This is a genomic window from Calothrix sp. 336/3, assembly GCF_000734895.2.
Lineage (GTDB): Bacteria > Cyanobacteriota > Cyanobacteriia > Cyanobacteriales > Nostocaceae > 336-3.
Genome location: NZ_CP011382.1, coordinates 5,678,288 through 5,696,953 on the forward strand (window position 1 = coordinate 5,678,288; position 18,666 = coordinate 5,696,953).

15 protein-coding genes are annotated in these 18,666 nt (G+C 41.5%); 10 read left to right on the top strand and 5 right to left on the bottom strand.

Annotated features, from left to right (window positions below; genetic code table 11):
- The first annotated feature begins 276 nt into the window (after positions 1–276).
- Positions 277–1,269, top strand: a complete 993-nt coding sequence (gene murB, locus IJ00_RS23695) for a UDP-N-acetylmuramate dehydrogenase (protein ID WP_035157433.1) — start codon at positions 277–279, stop codon at positions 1,267–1,269.
- Positions 1,270–1,418: 149 nt separating this feature from the next.
- Here murB and IJ00_RS23700 read toward each other — a convergent pair whose 3' ends face one another.
- Positions 1,419–1,610, bottom strand: coding sequence for a hypothetical protein (locus IJ00_RS23700; protein ID WP_035157436.1), 192 nt, complete (start codon positions 1,608–1,610; stop codon positions 1,419–1,421).
- A 250-nt stretch (positions 1,611–1,860) separates the two neighbouring features.
- Here IJ00_RS23700 and ftsH point away from each other — a divergent pair, with 250 nt between their 5' ends.
- Positions 1,861–3,801, top strand: a complete 1,941-nt coding sequence (gene ftsH, locus IJ00_RS23705) for an ATP-dependent zinc metalloprotease FtsH (protein ID WP_035157439.1) — start codon at positions 1,861–1,863, stop codon at positions 3,799–3,801.
- Between the two features lie 43 nt (positions 3,802–3,844).
- Here the strand turns inward: ftsH and IJ00_RS23710 are convergent, their stop codons facing one another.
- Entirely contained in the window at positions 3,845–4,054 is a 210-nt protein-coding gene (locus tag IJ00_RS23710; protein ID WP_035157442.1) for a hypothetical protein, read from the bottom strand.
- On the opposite strand from IJ00_RS23710, the gene IJ00_RS23715 reads away from it, so the two are divergent.
- The 3 genes from IJ00_RS23715 (at position 4,053) to IJ00_RS23725 (ending at position 7,056) form a co-directional block, all read left to right on the top strand.
- Complete coding sequence (locus IJ00_RS23715; RefSeq protein WP_035157445.1) at positions 4,053–5,171, top strand: TIR domain-containing protein; 1,119 nt, start codon at positions 4,053–4,055, stop codon at positions 5,169–5,171. The two genes, IJ00_RS23710 and IJ00_RS23715, sit on opposite strands and share 2 nt — an antisense overlap.
- 114 nt (positions 5,172–5,285) lie before the next feature.
- A complete protein-coding gene (locus tag IJ00_RS23720; RefSeq protein ID WP_035157448.1) occupies positions 5,286–6,344 on the top strand; it encodes a toll/interleukin-1 receptor domain-containing protein in 1,059 nt (352 codons plus the stop codon).
- A gap of 265 nt (positions 6,345–6,609) precedes the next feature.
- Positions 6,610–7,056, top strand: coding sequence for a DUF29 domain-containing protein (locus IJ00_RS23725; RefSeq protein WP_035157451.1), 447 nt, complete (start codon positions 6,610–6,612; stop codon positions 7,054–7,056).
- A 9-nt stretch (positions 7,057–7,065) separates the two neighbouring features.
- Here IJ00_RS23725 and ribBA read toward each other — a convergent pair whose 3' ends face one another.
- Complete coding sequence (gene ribBA / locus IJ00_RS23730; RefSeq protein ID WP_035157454.1) at positions 7,066–8,748, bottom strand: bifunctional 3,4-dihydroxy-2-butanone-4-phosphate synthase/GTP cyclohydrolase II; 1,683 nt, start codon at positions 8,746–8,748, stop codon at positions 7,066–7,068.
- A gap of 1,238 nt (positions 8,749–9,986) precedes the next feature.
- On the opposite strand from ribBA, the gene argC reads away from it, so the two are divergent.
- The 4 genes from argC (at position 9,987) to IJ00_RS23750 (ending at position 14,565) form a co-directional block, all read left to right on the top strand.
- The gene (gene argC, locus IJ00_RS23735; RefSeq protein ID WP_035157456.1) at positions 9,987–11,045 is read left to right on the top strand and encodes an N-acetyl-gamma-glutamyl-phosphate reductase; all 1,059 of its coding nucleotides are present in this window, start codon (positions 9,987–9,989) and stop codon (positions 11,043–11,045) included.
- A 182-nt stretch (positions 11,046–11,227) separates the two neighbouring features.
- A complete protein-coding gene (locus tag IJ00_RS27265; RefSeq protein ID WP_052754526.1) occupies positions 11,228–11,794 on the top strand; it encodes a hypothetical protein in 567 nt (188 codons plus the stop codon).
- Between the two features lie 39 nt (positions 11,795–11,833).
- Positions 11,834–13,033, top strand: a complete 1,200-nt coding sequence (locus tag IJ00_RS23745) for an ISAzo13 family transposase (protein ID WP_082127446.1) — start codon at positions 11,834–11,836, stop codon at positions 13,031–13,033.
- A 17-nt stretch (positions 13,034–13,050) separates the two neighbouring features.
- Positions 13,051–14,565 carry an S-layer homology domain-containing protein gene (locus tag IJ00_RS23750; RefSeq protein WP_052754527.1) on the top strand — a complete coding sequence of 505 codons (1,515 nt, stop codon included), beginning with the start codon at positions 13,051–13,053 and terminating at the stop codon, positions 14,563–14,565.
- 140 nt (positions 14,566–14,705) lie between these two features.
- Here the strand turns inward: IJ00_RS23750 and IJ00_RS23755 are convergent, their stop codons facing one another.
- Entirely contained in the window at positions 14,706–15,758 is a 1,053-nt protein-coding gene (locus tag IJ00_RS23755) for a mechanosensitive ion channel family protein (protein WP_035159534.1), read from the bottom strand.
- A gap of 172 nt (positions 15,759–15,930) precedes the next feature.
- Between IJ00_RS23755 and IJ00_RS23760 the strand changes: the two genes are divergently transcribed.
- Positions 15,931–16,848 (top strand): histone deacetylase, encoded by a 918-nt coding sequence (locus IJ00_RS23760; protein ID WP_035157458.1) that lies wholly within the window; start codon positions 15,931–15,933, stop codon positions 16,846–16,848.
- 118 nt (positions 16,849–16,966) lie between these two features.
- Here the strand turns inward: IJ00_RS23760 and IJ00_RS23765 are convergent, their stop codons facing one another.
- Positions 16,967–18,532, bottom strand: coding sequence for a M23 family metallopeptidase (locus IJ00_RS23765; protein ID WP_035157460.1), 1,566 nt, complete (start codon positions 18,530–18,532; stop codon positions 16,967–16,969).
- Positions 18,533–18,666: the final 134 nt, after the last annotated feature.

Below are 18,666 nucleotides of genomic sequence, written 5' to 3' on the forward strand. Positions count from 1 at the left end.
TGTCAGTATAGGTGAAATTTCTCAGGAAAACTTCCTGCCAGACAATTGCCTCAATTTCCCGTAGCAATTTTCCAGATATCAATCGTGAACTACGAAGTATGAAGTGTGAAAAGACCCTGTTAAGCAACAGATGGGGTAAACAAATCCAGAAAAATTCAGAAAAACTTATTTCTCCCCAATATCGGGTGCCAACAATAGACCAAAAGTATTTACCTCACACTTCATTTTTCGATATTTCAGATTTCTTGAGTCAAAAATCTATTTATTCAGGTCAATATGACAATTTCACAGGCTCCTGCTGAGGTCTGCACTTTCTCTGGTGTGGTGATGAACGGACAAGTTAGTATCTGCAAAAATCACGAAATTCCCCTACCTGGCACTGACTGCACAATTCGCTCTCAAGTTCCCCTGGCAGCTTATACTTCCTATAAAGTTGGGGGTCCAGCAGAATGGTATGCGTCTCCGCGAAATTTGGAAGCATTACAAGCAACCATGGAATATGCCAAAGAGCAAGATTTACCAGTAACCGTCCTCGGTGCTGGTTCTAATTTATTGGTCAGCGATCGCGGTATTCCAGGTTTAGTAATTTCCACCCGTCATTTACGTTTTAGTCATTTTGATGCCGCCACTGGACAGGTGACGATTGCTGCTGGTGAACCTCTCCCAGGTCTAGCTATGGCTGTAGCAGAATTGGGATTACAGGGTTTAGAGTGGTCTGTGGGTATCCCTGGAACCGTTGGTGGCGCAGTTGTCATGAATGCTGGTGCCCATCAAAGTTGTATTGCAGATATCTTTGTGAGCGCCCAAGTACTGACTCCCGACGGGAAACTGAAAACCATAACTAAGGAAGAACTTGGTTACAGCTATCGAACTTCCCTACTGCAAGGGGGAAATCACATCATTACCCAAGCAACCTTCCAACTACAACCAGGTGCGGATCCTGTCCAGGTGGTGGCGCAAACTAGACATCACAAGCAGCACCGCTTAACGACTCAGCCCTATGATAAACCCAGTTGTGGGAGTGTTTTTCGCAATCCCCAACCCTATGCAGCAGGTTGGTTAATTGAGCAAAGTGGATTAAAAGGTTTCCAAATTGGCAAAGCACAGGTTGCCCAACGTCACGCTAATTTTATCGTCAATTGCGGTGGTGCCAGCGCTGGGGATATTTTCCACCTGATTCGTCATATTCAACAACAGGTACAGCAAAATTGGTCAATCATTTTAGAACCAGAAGTGAAGATGATTGGTGATTTTCAAGGTGCTTTTTAAACAACCATAAATTTTCTAATTAGCAATCAGGAGTCTGTCATCTCAGGCTCTTATTTTTTTGATTTTTACAACCTGTAAATGTAGGATTATCATGAGTTTGATTAGTTAATGATTGCTACTGTCCCCATAAAGGCAAGTAATTACAAGTATTAACTAGATTTCACAAAGTACTGTTTAATACCCATAATACATCCCATAACTACCGCAGGTAATAGTACCATCACCGCAGCATAGACATCCATATTGCCAACGGGGAGAGCAGGTGCTGCGTATTTAATCAACAGGGAAATCGCTAAGGATAACAACAGGAGCTTGGAAATAAAGGTTGTAGCTTCTCTCATAAAACTTTACAAAAATTTACGCAAGTACGGTAATTGGCATTAATCATGGGGGTAGACACCGAACTAGGAGGGTGACACCCTGTTTCTAGAATAGGTGCAAGGGGAACAAAACAGGGCTTCTCATCCTCAGCACCATGATTTATTTACCATTTTCTGTTGCATTTGGTGGTATTGCCCTATGCAGTTTATTTGCTTCGTTCTTAACTAAAAGTCATTACTCAAAACCAATCAATTTGGAGGGTACATCAAAATGCCTGTAGAAACTAATAATAAGAAACCAATAAAATCACCGAAAATGCGCCAATTCGGTGGCAGCTTTCTGATTCTGCTAACTTTACTTTTACTACTGAATTTTATTGTTCCTAGTTTCTTCGGTTCTAAATTACCCCAAGTACCCTACAGTGATTTTGTCTCTCAAGTACAGACTGGTAAAGTTGAGCGAGCGATTATCGGCAACGAAGAAATTCAGTATGTTGTCAAAACTGCAACCAGCGATGGCAAAGCAATAGAGCAGGTATTTTCCACTACACCAGTTGCCCTTGACCTGGACTTACCAAAAATTCTGCGTGACAATCATGTTGAGTTTGCAGCACCCAGACCTAATCAAAATGCTTGGATTGGAACAATATTAAGTTGGGTAGTTCCCCCCTTAATTTTCTTTGGTATTTGGGGCTTTTTAATGAACCGTCAAGGTGGAGGTGGTCCCGCAGCGCTGACAGTGGGTAAGAGTAAAGCACGCATCTACTCTGAAGGTAGCACTGGTGTGAAATTTGCCGATGTCGCAGGTATCGAAGAAGCCAAGGTGGAATTAGAAGAAGTTGTGGATTTTCTCAAGAATGCGGATAAATATACCCGCCTTGGTGCGAAAATTCCCAAAGGTGCTTTACTCGTGGGACCTCCTGGAACTGGTAAGACATTATTAGCAAAGGCGATCGCCGGGGAAGCTGGTGTCCCTTTCTTCAGTATCTCTGGTTCAGAATTTATTGAGCTATTCGTTGGTGTTGGTGCTGCGCGGGTACGGGACTTGTTTGAACAAGCTAAACAACAAGCACCCTGTATCGTCTTCATTGACGAGTTAGATGCTCTAGGAAAATCCCGTGCGGGTTCCGGTGGTTTCTATGGTGGCAACGATGAGCGGGAGCAAACCCTCAACCAATTACTTACAGAAATGGATGGCTTTGATGCCAATACTGGTGTCATTATTATCGCCGCTACCAACCGTCCAGAAGTCCTAGACCCGGCTTTACGTCGTCCTGGACGCTTTGATAGACAAGTTGTGGTAGACCGCCCTGATAAAATTGGTCGGGAAGCCATCCTCAAGGTTCATGCTCGCAATGTCAAATTAGATACGGATGTAGATTTGGCGGTAATTGGTGCCAGAACCCCCGGTTTTGCAGGTGCAGACTTGGCGAATCTGGTGAACGAAGCTGCACTAATGGCAGCACGCAACAACCGAACGGCTGTGAAAATGGCTGATTTCAACGAAGCGATTGAGCGGGTTGTGGCTGGTTTGGAAAAACGTTCCCGTGTGTTGAATGAAACCGAGAAGAAAACTGTTGCTTACCACGAAGTCGGTCACGCGATTATCGGTGCGTTAATGCCTGGTGCTGGTAAGGTGGAAAAAATATCCATTGTTCCCCGTGGTGTAGGTGCTTTAGGTTACACTATTCAGATGCCAGAGGAAGACCGCTTTTTGATGATTGAAGATGAAATTCGCGGACGGATTGCCACTTTACTCGGTGGACGCTCTGCGGAGGAAGTCATCTTCGGCAAGGTTTCTACTGGTGCTAGTGATGACATTCAAAAAGCTACAGATTTAGCGGAACGGGCAATTACTGTATATGGAATGAGCGATCGCCTCGGTCCGGTGGCTTTTGAAAAGGTACAACAGCAGTTTATCGAAGGTTTCAGCAATCCTCGACGGGCAATTAGTCCCCAGGTTGCGGAGGAAATCGACCGAGAAGTCAAGGAAGTTGTCGATAATGCCCATCATATTGCCTTAAGTATTTTGGCAGAAAACCGCGACTTGTTGGAAGAAACCGCCCAGGAGTTGTTAAACAGAGAGATTCTCGAAGGTACGGAATTACGGGAGCGTTTGAGCAAAGCGAAAGCTCCCCAGGAAATGCAAGAGTGGTTACGCAGTGGCAAACTCGCAGACGGTAAACCCTTGATGCAGACTGTACTGAATTAGGAATTGAGTGATTGTATAGTGGTTTTGTCACCCCGACTTTTTGTCAAGTTGGGGTTTTTTGTTGGCGATCGCAGTTACGCTTTTGCACCAAACCGTAAGGAAAACAAGCTAGGTATTTTGTGAAGGATTTGGGAAATAATATCACTTTGGAAATGCTGGAAATCCTGGGGGAACTTTTTAGGATGGTTCCCCGGAAACAGAAGAAAAAGTTAAACTGGTATTTATTATCAGTAGTGTAAATACCTGCTTGCATGAGTAGCAATTCCAGGAGAGATAAGATATTAATCCTTGCGGTTAACCCGATAGACACCAGTCGATTACGTTTAGATGAAGAAGTTCGGGAAATTACCGAAGGGTTAAACAGGTCAAAACAACGGGGCAATTTTACCATCGAATCAAGAGGGGCAGTACGTCCAGATGATATTCGTCGGGCAATATTTGATTGTGAGCCAAGAATCGTCCATATTAGTGGGCATGGCAAAAAAGAAGGTGGTTTAGCTTTTGAAGACTCACATGGAAATGTTAAAAATATTACTCCAGAAGCACTTGCTGGACTATTTAACCTAGTTAAGGATCGAGTTCAGTGTGTAGTAATCAATGCTTGTCATTCACACAAACAAGCAGATGCGATCGCGCAGCACATTGATTATGTAATAGGAATGAAACAGGAAATAGGGGATAAAGCTGCGATTAAATATGCCATTGGATTTTACGATGCTCTTGGTGCTGGACAAACAATTGATGTTGCTCACAAATTTGGCGTTAATGCGCTCGAATTAGAAGGAATCCCAGAAGAAGACACTCCAATAATTAGGACAAAAGTCAAAATCGATTGTACGAGTAATACGAACGTTGTATCTAACAATGAACTTCGCTTGAATCTGTTTGAAAATCAGTTTAATAATGCTTCAAATGATGCAGTTGAAGTATTTTTTTCATATGCCCATGAAGATGAAAAAATGCGAAATGACTTGGAAAAGCATCTGAGTCTTTTAAAGCGTCAAGGGATTATTACAGGTTGGCACGATCGTAAAATTAGTGCAGGTAGAGAGTGGAATGATGAAATCGATACGCATCTAAACACTGCTAAAGTCATTTTATTACTGATTAGTTCTGCTTTTATGGCTTCAGATTACTGCTGGGATGTTGAAGTTAGGCGAGCGATGGAACGTCATGAGAAAAAAGAAGCTCGTGTAATCCCAATAATATTAAAGCCAACTGATTGGAAAAGTGCGCCATTTGCAAGGTTACAAGCTCTTCCAAAAGATGCTAAGGCAATAACTAAATGGGGAAATCGTGACGAAGCATTTGCAAATGTCGCTCAGGGGATAAGAAGCGTAGTTAGGGATATGATATCAGACCATAAATAAACATTAGCCAAGCTCCACAATACTAAATAATGCTATTGAAATTCAGCTTGATATTTAACTAATGTTGCGTGAAATTTCCATTGATTATATTTGAACTGAATCTAACCAAAGTCTATGTCATCTGCCACAGCAATCGACCTTTTATACTGCTGCTCGGATTCGCCAAAAGATGAAGAGCTACAGCAAAGACTAGAAAAGCATCTTAGTCTTATGAAACGGCAAGGCATCATTAATACTTGGCATAAGGGTATGATGGGTGCGGGAGAAGATTGGGAAAGGGAAATGGATAGACGCTTAAATACAGCCAATATAATCTTACTCCTCATTAGTTCAGATTTAATATACTCAGATTATCATTGGAATTTTTTAGTACAACGAGCAATGGAACTAGATAAGAATCGACAAGCTCGTGTTCTCGCAATTTTATTGTGTCCGTATGATAACTGGAAATCAGAGTTTGGTCGTATTAAAGTTTTACCTCATCCTAATAAACCTGTTAGCAAATGGAGAAACTATGACCATGCGTTTGAAAAAATTGCAAAAGGAATTCGAGAAGAAGCGAAGGCAATTAATGACCCATACTTTGCCATAAGAAAATCTCTTACTAAAATTGGTAATGTAACTAAAACTGTTGTAGGAAATATCTTTAGTAACACTAATACAAAAACAAATCTTCTGTCGTCTTCCTTTGTCAGACATAAACACCGTAAGAAAAGCAAGCTATCTTTAACGTCTATCTTTGGAGTTTGTGGTGGATTAGTATTGCTGACTCAATTTTTATTACCACAAATTAATTTATCAAAGGACAAATCTAATAAAAACGTTAAACCTAAATCGCAAGAATTTTCATCTGGATGGATACAATTAGGTGTAATTGATAAAAGTTCAAACTTATCTATTGGAACTCCATTGCTTCGACCATCTAATACTAAATTCTTTCCAAGTATTGAACCACCGATTGTTCCGCAACAGGGAAGTATTGTAAGTGTTAAATATAAAGTGAATCTAAGGATGAATAAATTTTTGTCATCCGAGCAATTTAGAGAGCTACAGCCAGGAGAAAAACTGATTATTCAGAAAGTAGAAAAATTTCAAACAAAAAATCAGAACTCACGCTATGTTATATTACGGGCGCAAGTTAAAAAATGCGATCGCACTTGTAATAAAAATTAGATTAAAATTTGTATCCAGGAGTAAGTTGGGTGGAGACGCACAAAAAATATTGCATATTTAGAAATATCTCATTTGCGTCGAAACCCAACACAATATCTCGGATAAAGGAATAAATTTAATGTTGGGTTACACTTCGTTTCACCCAACCTACAATTATCCTTAACTACAACTGGTACTAAGTTTCGCTAACTGAAACTTGTGTCATATCGCAATACATTGTAGAGATTTCACGATAATATAATATCAAAGACCTCAGAATAGCCTAATGACTCAAATGCAGTCTCAAAAAAGCTTATATGAGCAAGATCTTGTTGCTTGGTTGGATGATACCGTTGTAAAGCTCAAAAATGGTCAGTTTGATGATATTGACATTGATTGTTTGATTGAGGAGATACAAGGGTTGTCAGGACGGGATAAACGAGAACTAGAAAGTCGCTTAGAAGTTTTGCTAACTCACCTACTCAAACGTATCTATGTAGAATCCACAAATGACTATCGTGGATGGGAAGTGACTATCAGGGAGCAACGCAAACAAATAAAAAGGATGCTCAAGCAATCACCCAGTTTGAAAAACTATCTCCAAGAAAATTTTTCTCCTGTCTGGGAAAGTGCGCTATTGGAGGTGCGAGAAGATTACCCCACGACTACTTTTCCGGAAAAATGGCAATTCAGCGATGAGATAGAAGTTTTGCTGAGTGAAAGTTTTTGGTAGCAAGGGAAATTACTTACCAAAACTGTAAATTGTTTGTGTTTGTAACTGCTGGCAGCAAATACTAGAAGGCAAAGTACCCTCAGGGAAGGTAGAGCGATCGCACTGCACCTGTAAATGACTCAAAGGGTCACTACCCCCAGAAATCAAGAATTCTAATTTCTGTACATAGGGTAAAGTCATCATCCCATCTAAAATCTCTCCTACGGCTTTTACGTAGGGATGGTCTGCTTGTTGATACCAGTCCTCTGCTGCCATATCTGCTTGGTCAAAACCTAGATGTACTGCCAAGGATGGATTATCAAAGACTGCATTCGCTAAGGGTCGAGCATCTTCTCGTAGTAGTAAATCATGCATCTTAGCTAAATGGCGTAATTTTTCCAAGCGTTCGTAGCGCTCTGTCACCCCCTGGGGGTCATCTTGCCATTGAATTGCTACACTCACCAAATAGGTTTGTAGCAACATATGACCAAGTTTATTGGCTTTAGTTGTTAAATAGTAGGTGTTGTAGTCGTTTGCTTCAATTAATAGGGGTACTCGGTCTACCACCTCTAGGTCATAACCCTTCAAACCAGCAATTTTACGAGGATTATTGGTAATCAAACGTATTTGATGTACCCCTAAATCCATGAGGATTTGTGCCCCCATACCATAGTCTCGTAGGTCAGCAGGAAAACCTAGACGCTCGTTTGCTTCCACCGTATCCAAGCCCATATCTTGCAGGGAATATGCCTTGAGTTTATTAATTAAACCAATTCCTCGTCCTTCCTGGCGCAGGTATACGACGACACCCTTACCGGCACTCTCAATCATTTTGAGGGCACTTTCTAACTGCATACGGCAGTCACAACGTAGGGAGCCTAAAGCATCACCAGTCAAGCATTCCGAATGCATTCGCACCATGACAGGCTCATCTTTAAAAGTGCTGGGGTCGCCTTTGACAATGGCTACGTGTTCCGTATTATTAACTGTATGACGGTAGCCGTAGATAGAAAATTGACCGAATTTTGAGGGTAACTTAGTGACGGCATCACGAACAACTAAGCGGTCATATTTCAGGCGGTAACTAATTAAATCGGCAATACTAATAATTTTGAGGTCATGGCGTTGGGCATATTCTACCAGCTGGGGTAAACGTGCCATGGAACCGTCTTGGTTTTGAATTTCACAGATAATTCCTGCGGGGTATAAACCAGCAAGTCGGGATAAATCTACTGCCGCTTCCGTATGTCCTGCACGCTTGAGAACGCCCCCTTCCCTAGCTCTGAGGGGGAAAATATGACCAGGACGACGCAAATCCTCTGGTTTGGTGTGGGGGTTCAGGGCAATTTGAATCGTGCGTGCGCGATCGTCGGCAGAAATACCCGTGGAGACACCCAACTGGGGACTAGCGTCAATACTGACGGTAAAAGCTGTCTGGTTCGGGTCAGTAATGTTAGTCACCATCAAAGGTAAGTCTAATTCATCCAGGCGATCGCCAGTCATCGCTAGACAAATTAGCCCACGAGCTTCCACTGCCATAAAATTAATCATGTCAGGGGTGACAAACTGAGCTGCGCCAATCAAATCGCCTTCGTTTTCGCGGTTCTCGTCATCTACTACCACGATGACACGACCTGCTTTCAGTTCTGCAAGGGCAACTTCAATCGAATCAAACTTAAATACTGGTTGAGAGGTAGACTTGGACTGCGACACAGAGAATTATTAGCTACCAGGCGTAATTTTTTTTAACATTCTTTTCTCTTTAATTGTACCGCTTTTAGTAAATGCTGGGAATAATCCTCACCTGAGATTTGACAAAATATGTGATTCTGACAAAGGTAAAGATTGAAGAAACAGCATATCCCTCACCCGTTTTGTCGAAAATTCTTTCTGCGAGGGTTGTCGGATGTGTCTACATTCTTCACCATTCATCTAAAATTGGGTTTTAGTACTTAAATCTCGCCTAACTCGAAAACTTGGGAAGCAATGTTTTTGCAATTGCTCCTTTAGTCACCATGACCCAGGAGAATTAATCAATAACTCCAAGTTTCAAGATGGATGAGGTTTAATTTAGTGCAGCAAAGAGTCAACAGCCAGTTTTTTGCTGGTTAGTAGATTGATGTAAATAAAATAACTGAAGAAAATTACCTATGACTCATGGCTCAGGTATGGTTAAAGCAAATTCAAGAGACAATCTATCAAACCTAGAATTAAGAACTTTGTTCCCTCTAGTACCACTACGAAATATTTTTATTTTCGATAGTGAATAGCCTGTAAGAAAAAAGTAGCAAGAAAGAGATAACAGTACAATAGGTGATTAATAGAACTCTTATAAAAGTAATTTTGCCAATCCAAGGAAAAGAGTACAGAGTGAAAAATCCTTCTCTGACTTTTGCAAGAAGTCTCATCTATTACCAAGTACTGAAAACTCAATGACTGATATCCTTTTTCATCCAGGTGATTGGGATTTACCCATAGCTGAAATGAGTTAGTTATACCGATTCAAAAAATGTTTACGACAGATACCCCACCCGCCCTATCGGGCACCCTCCCCGATTTCGGGGAGGGTACTCTGCGAGAAGCTGCTCCGCGTCTATGGGCTACCCATTAGTCACATCTTTCTTAACAATTCTGAAACCCTTGTTCTGTAGTCATCTTAAACGCTGAGGTGTCAGGCATACTTGACAGATTGCTTCTTACTATTCTCACTAAAATAGGATTTTTATTGAGAATTGACGACGAAGGAATCAGGGTTAGAAAAAGCGTGAGTGAATACTCTCGTAAATGTTGCGAAAGATCCGGGTAATGGATAGGTCTATGGGGAGGGGTTTTGTCCATGTGTCGTATTGTTTTTTCAAATTGGTATTAGTTGTAATTTTCAATCAAGTTCATATCTATCTACTTTGTTGATTTACAGTGAATGATTCCAGACAAGTAAGGATTTGATAATCATGGGTAATTATAGGCGCGTACCTGTTGCAATAGTTGGCGCGTCAGGCTATGGCGGGGTTCAGTTGGTGCGACTGCTGATGGATCATCCAGAAGTAGAAGTAGTGTATCTCGGTGGTGACAGTAGTGCAGGGAAAGAATTTAGTAGTATCTATCCTCACTTGCACCATGCAGTGGATTTAACTGTGGAGAAAGTAGATCCAGAGGTAATTGCCCACCGAGCAGAAGTTGTGTTTCTTTCTGTACCCAATGGATTAGCTTGTCAATTAGCTCCCCAGCTTTTAGCAAAGGGATGTAAAGTTTTAGACTTAAGTGCAGATTATCGATTTACGAATCTGGCTACTTATACCGCTTGGTATGACAAAGAACGTGAGGATGTAGATACGGCAGCGATCGCCGTTTATGGTTTACCGGAATTGTACCGCGATCGCATTGCTGAGTCACAACTCATTGGTTGTCCTGGTTGCTATCCTACTGCCAGTTTACTTGCCCTCTCACCCCTATTAAAACAAGGGTTAATCGTACCGGAAACCGCCATCATTGATGCCAAGTCGGGGACTTCTGGCGGTGGCAGGGAAGGAAAAATTAATATGTTGCTAGCAGAAGCATCGAATTCCCTCTCTGCCTATGGTGTTGCTCGTCACCGTCACACCCCGGAAATTGAGCAGATTTGTAGTCAGTTAGCAGGGCACGAAATTACTGTCCAATTTACACCTCACCTGATTCCAATGGTACGAGGTATCTTAGCAACTGTGTATGCAAAGTTACGTGACCCCGGCTTAGTTAGAGATGATTTAATTACTATCTACCGAGCTTTTTATCGTAACTCTCCCTGGGTAAAAATTTGCGAAGCAGGTACTTATCCCCAAACAAAATGGGCGTGTGGAAGTAATTTGTGTTACATCGGTATCGAAGTAGACCAGCGTACTGGGCGTGTAATTGTCATGTCAGTCATTGATAATTTAATCAAAGGACAAGCAGGACAAGCTGTTCAGTGCATGAATCTGATGATGGGTTGGGATGAGACATTAGGCTTACCAAAGTTAGGATTTTATCCATAACTTTGTCTATGTAATTCTATCGATACTTCATTTCTGGAGTTCCTATGTCTAAATGGGTGATGAGTTAAAAAAATTTTAATTCACCATCCAGTTTTTTGTTAGTTTTGTTGTCTTGCGGGGATTAATAGAAAAAGAAGATGTTGTATCGCTTCTAGTTCCTATTAAATTCAGTAAGGTGTGAGATGAAAAACAAAGATAACAGTAAATTGGCTGACTTCAGCAAAATATTGTTTGCAACTGCCTATGTTGCCATGGTTTCACCAACTACCTCAGCATTAGCAGCATCAGGATTCTCTACCACCAAAACTGAACTAGCAAATCCCCCCAGTCAACTGTTGATTGCAAATGACAGTGAAAATCCCAGTGATATCCTCCCTGAAGAAGTTAAAAACTCTGTTGTCCAAGATATATCCGAACGTGAAGGAGTAGAAGCATCTGCTTTACAAGTTGTCAAAGCAGAAAAAGAAACTTGGTCTGATGGTTGTCTAGGTCTAAAAACTAGTGGATTGTGTACCATGGCAACTATAACTGGTTGGCGTGTCACAGTGACAGATGCACAACAAACTTGGGTATACCGGACAGATGAATCTGGAAGTATGGCAAAACTGGACGAAGAGTCTACAAAAATTGCCAGCACTACAATGGTAAGAAGACAAATCACCACTCAACGAGTCAGTACTCAGATTCAAAAAAGACAAACTGTTAGAGACCTCCACAGAATGATTGATCCTATGATGAGAGAAAGATAATTTCAGTGTGCAGCCTACCTCATGTCTCCAAAATCTATCATTCAACTCACCGAAAATCTAAAATCTCTTTACATCAAAACAGCGAAAAAACTCAAGGGAAGCGACCGACGACAATTCATGGCAGAAGTGGTCAAAGGGTTGGGAATAGGTGGACAGACTTTAGTAGAACGTGAATTGGGGTGGAATAGACGCACTATCCGTAAAGGGATGCAGGAGTTAGAGAGTGGTCAGCCTTTTATTGATGGTTTCGAGCGTAGTGGACGTAGGCGGGTGGAAACAAAATTACCAAACTTGTTGTCGGATATTAAATCTTTAGTAGACCCACAAAGCCAAACTGACCCCAGCTTTAAAAGTATCCGTTTATATACACGCATGACTGCAAGTGAAGTACGTCGTCAGCTAATTGAACAATGTGGTTATAGTGACGAAGAACTACCTTCATCAGAGACAATTCGACGACGATTGAATGATTTGGGTTATACCTTAAAACGAGTTCTTAAAACTAAGCCTACCAAGAAGATTCCAGAAACAGAAGCCATTTTTGAACAAGTCGAGCAAATCAATACTGAAGCTGATAATGATCCTCATACTCTGCGAATCTCCATTGATGCGAAGGTGGCAGTTAAAGTTGGAGAATTTGACAGAGGTGGAAAAACTCGCGTACCGACTATCTCCCTAGACCATGATTTTGCTCCAGAAACAACCCTTATTCCCTACGGAATTTTTTTACCTGAATACAACGAATTATTTCTATTTTTCGTTTCTTCAAAATTGACTGCTGATTGTATTGTTGACATAGTTGAAAGCTGGTGGCAAAGCATTAAACATCGATTTACTCACATTCAAAAACTGGTAATTAATCAAGATAATGGACCAGAAAATCATTCCCGTCGTACCCAATTCATGAAGCGCATTATTGACTTTGCTACATCGTCTAAACTGTCATTGCAACTTGCTTATTATCCCCCTTATCATAGCAAATATAATCCAGTGGAGCGTTGTTTTGGCTGGTTAGAGCAGCATTGGAATGGTAGTTTAGTTGACACTGTTGAAGCGGTACTGAATTTCGCTAAAACCCTTACCTTTAAAGGACAAAATCCAGTGGTGACTCTAGTTGAAAAAGTCTATTCTACTGGGGTTAAGCTGACAAACAAAGCGATGGCGGAAGTCGAAAAACAGATTTATCGTCTTCCCAATCTCAGAAAATGGTTTGTGGAAGTTTTTGCTAAACCAGCATAACCACTGGATCATCTTTTTTGTGGAGTTCTCTTACTGCTCAACGTAGTACCCAGGTGAGTGCAGCCACAGTCACTAGTAAAAATAATAAATCAGGCTTTACTCTTGCTATTTGGCAACCGGCTGGTAATCTTTCAGAAGTTATTGCCCGTGTATCTATTAAGGGTAAACGTAATCAAGGATACTTTAAAGAAAGATTCATTGGTGACTACAAATATAAAATTCAGCAAAAGGCAAAATTTGTTAAAGGTCTGAAATCTGGAGACAGAGTAGTAGTTCGTCTGTACGATTTAGAAAATCGCTTTCTTGGCTACAGTGAATTTGAATGTTTACAAACCAATAGTGCTGTTAACTTAATTTTGTCAGAAAATCCTTCACAATACAAAGTTGTACGTACTGTTTATGGTGCTGATGCTAACTTTGACGGCAATGTGGATACAGGTAGTACAACCTACGACTATTTTACTCAGGTGGATAATGGGCTAAGCTCCACCGTTGGCGATCGCCAGGTGACTTTCCTAAGCAGTTCTCGACAAATTAATATTAGTCAGTTTCAAGTTGCAGGGGTGTCCGCAGTTGCAACGAAAAGCGTTTATCCCAATTCTTTTACTCAGGGTAAATATGCTGTAGTCCGAAAATCAATGAGTATTTTCAGTTCTACCCAAGCAGCAGCATTACAAGCAGTACCTGGACAATTAGTACAAATCAAAGAAGTGGATAGTGATTCCAGCTTTGATGTTAGTCAATTGATGATGGCATATCGGGAAGTAGGAGTAGCCCGTAATATCCAAGTTAAATTTTCCGATGTGGCAAGTAACCACTGGGCACAAGACTTTATCGCAGAATTGGCAGCATTAGAAATTATCGAGGGTTTCCCCAATGGCACTTTTCGTCCTGATGAACAAGTAAACCGTGCCCAATTTGCGGCAATGTTGAGTCAAGCGTTTGAGAAAGTAAAAGTCCGCAATGCCTTGAAATTTAAGGATGTGAGCAGCAATTTCTGGGCTTATAGTGCTATCCGTGAAGCCTATGAAATGGGCTTTTTAGGAATTATAGATAGTGAGTTTAAACCGACTCAAGAGTTATCCCGCCTAGAAGTGTTGATAGCACTAGCAAAAGGACTAAATTATACCGTCACGGGTTCAACTGAGAGGATTTTAACAGCCTATACAGATGCTACGAGTATACGTAGTGATGTTCGTAGTGCGATCGCTGCTCTCACCGAACGAGGTATAGTAGTCAACTATCCCAACGTCCAATCTTTAAACCCTGGAAAAGTTGCCACACGAGCTGAAGTCAGTGCCTTAATCTACAAAGCTTTGGTCAGTACAGGCACAGTTACTGATATTTCCTCAGAATATACTGTCGGTAAAAGTGCAGAACAAGCAGCAGTAGAGGAAGAAAACGAGACCAAAACTCGTCGCCATTGTAACCAGGGTATTGGTAATGGTTCCGAAGGATGTGACCCTGGAAATTCTCGTCCCCATGGTGGCAGCAATGATGAAACAGGAAGAACTCCTGGAAACAAAAAGTAATTATCACTAATAATTACTGATAGATAATTACCTAATCAGAATCAGAGATTAAATTTAGAGATTTAGTCTCTGATTTCTAGTTTTTAGACCAGCGAAATTATAGACTTGTACATGAAAAATTGAAATTTCTTGCCGTATTGCTAAACTTCAGTCAGGGTATTGATGTTACCATTGCCATTCCCCTTACCATTTTTGTGTAAATAAATATTCTGGATGGGATAGGGAATTTTAATTCCTTCTTCGATATAACGCTTATGCAATTTTTTGACAAATAAATGCTTGGCTAAACGTTGATCAAAAAATTCATTAACTCGCATAAACAAGGTGAAATCAATACTAGAATCACCGAACCGATGAAATCTGATAAAGGGTTCATACTCCATCTGTTCTGGGGAAACTTCTTGCATTACCTCCTGGGCGATCGCCACAGTAATTTTCTCGACTTTCTCTAAATCGCTATCATAAGCAACTCCCAATTCCACAGTCACAGTTACTTCTTTGACGGGCAGATTGTAATTAGTGAAAATTGCCGTACTCAATTTAGAATTGGGAATAATTACCACATTATTTGATAATTCCTTGATAATAGTATTCCTCCAGGAAATATCAATCACGTAGCCTTCATGGGCACCATCTAATTTGATGTAGTCTCCAGTGCGTACCTGTTTGGAAATAATTAAATAAAATCCCGCAAATAAATTAGCTAGGGTATCTTGCAGTGCCAAACCAACAGCTAAACCCCCCACTCCTAGAGTTGTAACTATTGCTGTCACCTGGACACCCATGGTTTGCAGAATAATCAGGGTTCCTAAAATAATAATAGCAATTTTAGCTAAATTCGAGAGTAGAGAAGCAGAAACGCCTTCTGATTTTTGCAGAAATAAAGTGACAAAACCCGCAGCTAGTCGAGCGCAAACAAGAGTCACCGAATAAAGAAAAACTATGGTAATAACGCGCTTGAGAACGTCTTCCAGATTTTCCTTGAGGGGATAACTGAGAATCGCAGCAAAACAACCACCTAAACTTAACCAGATAAAAGTCATGCGATGGAGAGCGCGAAAAATAATCTGGTTTCCTGGTATCTGTTTGCCAACAACAAACTTTTTCAGCTTTTTGATGACGACTTTTTCACCAATAATTCCGGTGAACAAGCCAAGGAAGATAAAGCTTGTAGGAAGAATAAACTGCATCATAATCAACTCGAAATCGTTAATGGGAAACACCATTGATATTTGGACTTTTTCGTTTGATAATCATCATCTATCTTGTTTTTTAGGGAATATGTAGTGGAAAATAGATAGACGATTTGCTATAGCACCCTGTTTTAGAATAGCGAATGATTGCCAAATCAGCTAATAGTTATCCATGGACTTGCCGATTATTTATCATCCCGATTATGTAGCTCCTTTACCTGAGGGACATCGCTTCCCCATGGCAAAATTCCGGCAATTATATGAGTTACTGTTACTTGATGGTGTTGCCACAATTGAACAATTTCACGCTCCAGAAGTTCCAATGCGGGAATTAATTGAATTAGTCCACATCCCGGAATATGTACAAGCATATTGTCAAGGAACCCTTGATTATAAAGCACAACGGCGCATTGGTTTACCCTGGAGTCCAGCTTTAGCTCATCGTACTTGTATTGCGGTAGGGGGAACAATTCTCACGGCAAAATTAGCCCTCAAGCAGGGTTTAGCTTGCAATACTGCGGGGGGAACCCATCATGCTTTTCCGAGTTATGGCTCTGGTTTTTGTATTTTTAATGATTTGGCGATCGCCTGTCGAGTCTTACAAAAATTAGGGTTGGTACAGCGGATTTTAATTGTGGATTTGGATGTGCATCAAGGAGATGGTACGGCTTTTATTTTCCAAAATGATGCCAGCGTCTTCACCTTTTCCATGCATTGTGAAGTCAATTTTCCTGGAACTAAACAACAAAGTGATTTGGATATTCCCCTACCGGAGGGAATGGAAGATGATAGTTATTTGCAAACCCTGGCGAAGTATTTACCTGATTTACTTACGGATATTAAGCCAGACTTAGTATTATATGATGCTGGTGTTGACCCCCATATCGGCGATCGCCTCGGTAAATTAGCTCTGACAGATGAGGGAATTTTTCGCCGAGAAATGCAGGTTCTAGGTACTTGTGTTGCCGCAGGTTTTCCCGTTGCTTGTGTCATTGGTGGAGGTTATGCAGATGACCTCAAATCCTTGGTATGGCGACATTCTCTGGTTCACCGTGCCGCCAGTCAAACTTATTATCAGTATCGATTGTGAGTGAGAGACGCGATGTATCATGTCTCTACATTTTGTGTTTACGGTTTGATTAATCTCGTAAAAAAAGAGCGAACATTTGTTCGCCCTAGGGAAGATTAAAAGATGATTGCTTAGATATCTAAGAACCCGGTTGCCGTAAAGCTTGGGTTGTGGGAACAGGTTGCAACATTTGACTTAGGGCAGAATTTAATTCCACTCCGGGGTCAACTGCTACCCAACCTTGAGGAGTTAGCTGACGGACTTCAAAGTGTAAATGGGGTCCTGTTGAATTACCTGTGCTACCAACTTGCCCAATGACAGTTCCTTTTTCTACCCATTGCCCTGGTTGGACAAAAATGGCGGACATGTGACCGTAGAGGGTTTGTTGAGCATTATTGTGGTTGAGAACTACCGTCATCCCGTAACCACCGACCCAATCAGCGATTTCCACCTGACCTGTGTAGGCAGCTAGAACGGGTGTACCCATGGCAGCACCAATATCGATACCAGCATGGAAGCGGCGATCGCCAGTAATCGGATGAGTTCGCCAACCAAATAAGGAGGTAATGGGTGAAGCAACACTCAAGGGATACATTAAACCGGAGCCACTGTAAGGTACTCTGCCAGCATAGGCAATCCGGGGTAAGGTACTAGCTAAGGGAATGTTATAGGCAACAGTACTAGCACGGGGAGTAAAACCTTCCTCTGTTATGGGAGCAGAGAGGGTTCCCGCAGTGGGAGCTAGGGGTGTCGCACTAACGGTTGTTGTGGGATAAAAATTGCTGGGAGTAGGAATAAAACGGTTGGGATTATAGCTGCTCTTGGAGACAGGACTATTTCCTAAGCGAGAATTCCAGGCGATCGCCCGCGAAACACCATTAGGAATCACCCTTGTTCCCTGCCAAGTGCCATTCCTTCTCATAGTGGAATTAGAACCAGCATTGGCGATATTTGCTAATTGACTATTCCGTAGCCAAGTAGGAGTAGCTTTTTTCTCAGTAGCAACAGGTGTTTTCACACAGGAATTACTAGCCACACCCTGCCCTAAAACCGCACGACAATTGCTATTCCGTTCCGTGACAACTACAGAATCAGGAGCTTGGTATTTACCAGGATTCTCTGCACTATAGTCTGTAGGGTCAATATAGGTATTGTTGTAATCCTTGGGTTTACCTGCGGTGCTATTGCTGGAGTTATTTCCAGAAGGTTGGGCTACGGTTGGTAATTTTTCTGGAGAATCCTGCCTGGATGTAGGTGTGTTAATTTCTACCTGCGGTTTCTCTTGGGAAATGGAATTTTCTGAGCTTTCGACCTTGGGTTGAGAAATTTCTACCTGTTGCCGCCAATTCCTCACACGAGTCAAAGTTTCCGGTGTGGAATTTTTAACTTGGGCAACCTGCGGTTTGCGCCGTAGTTTTTGGCTAAGTCTGGTACGACGTTGGGAAAATTCTGGCTGTTTGGCACTAGGTTCTGGCGCAGCAGTAGTGCGTACCCGTTCCACAGTATCTTTTTTAACAGGAGCGGTGACAGAATTTTGTTCCGCCGTGGGCACAATATTGTCGATCGCGGATTCTGCTTGGGCAACAACCAAACCACTGCTACCGAGGAGACTGACACTACCCAAGAGACAGAGACTTTGGGCTGGTAAGCTTTTGTGCCATGGTTGAGGTGGGCGATCTTTGTCAGAGTTTTGGCGCTGCGTCATTGGTTCTCTGGTGTTGTGTGAATTAGCTTAAACAAATTATCTCTGTGTTTTCTCAGTCCAAATTTGAAAGTTACTTAAAAATTTGGCTAAGAGGCATCAATTTTAGGCTTTAGATTTGAGATTGGGAAATGAAC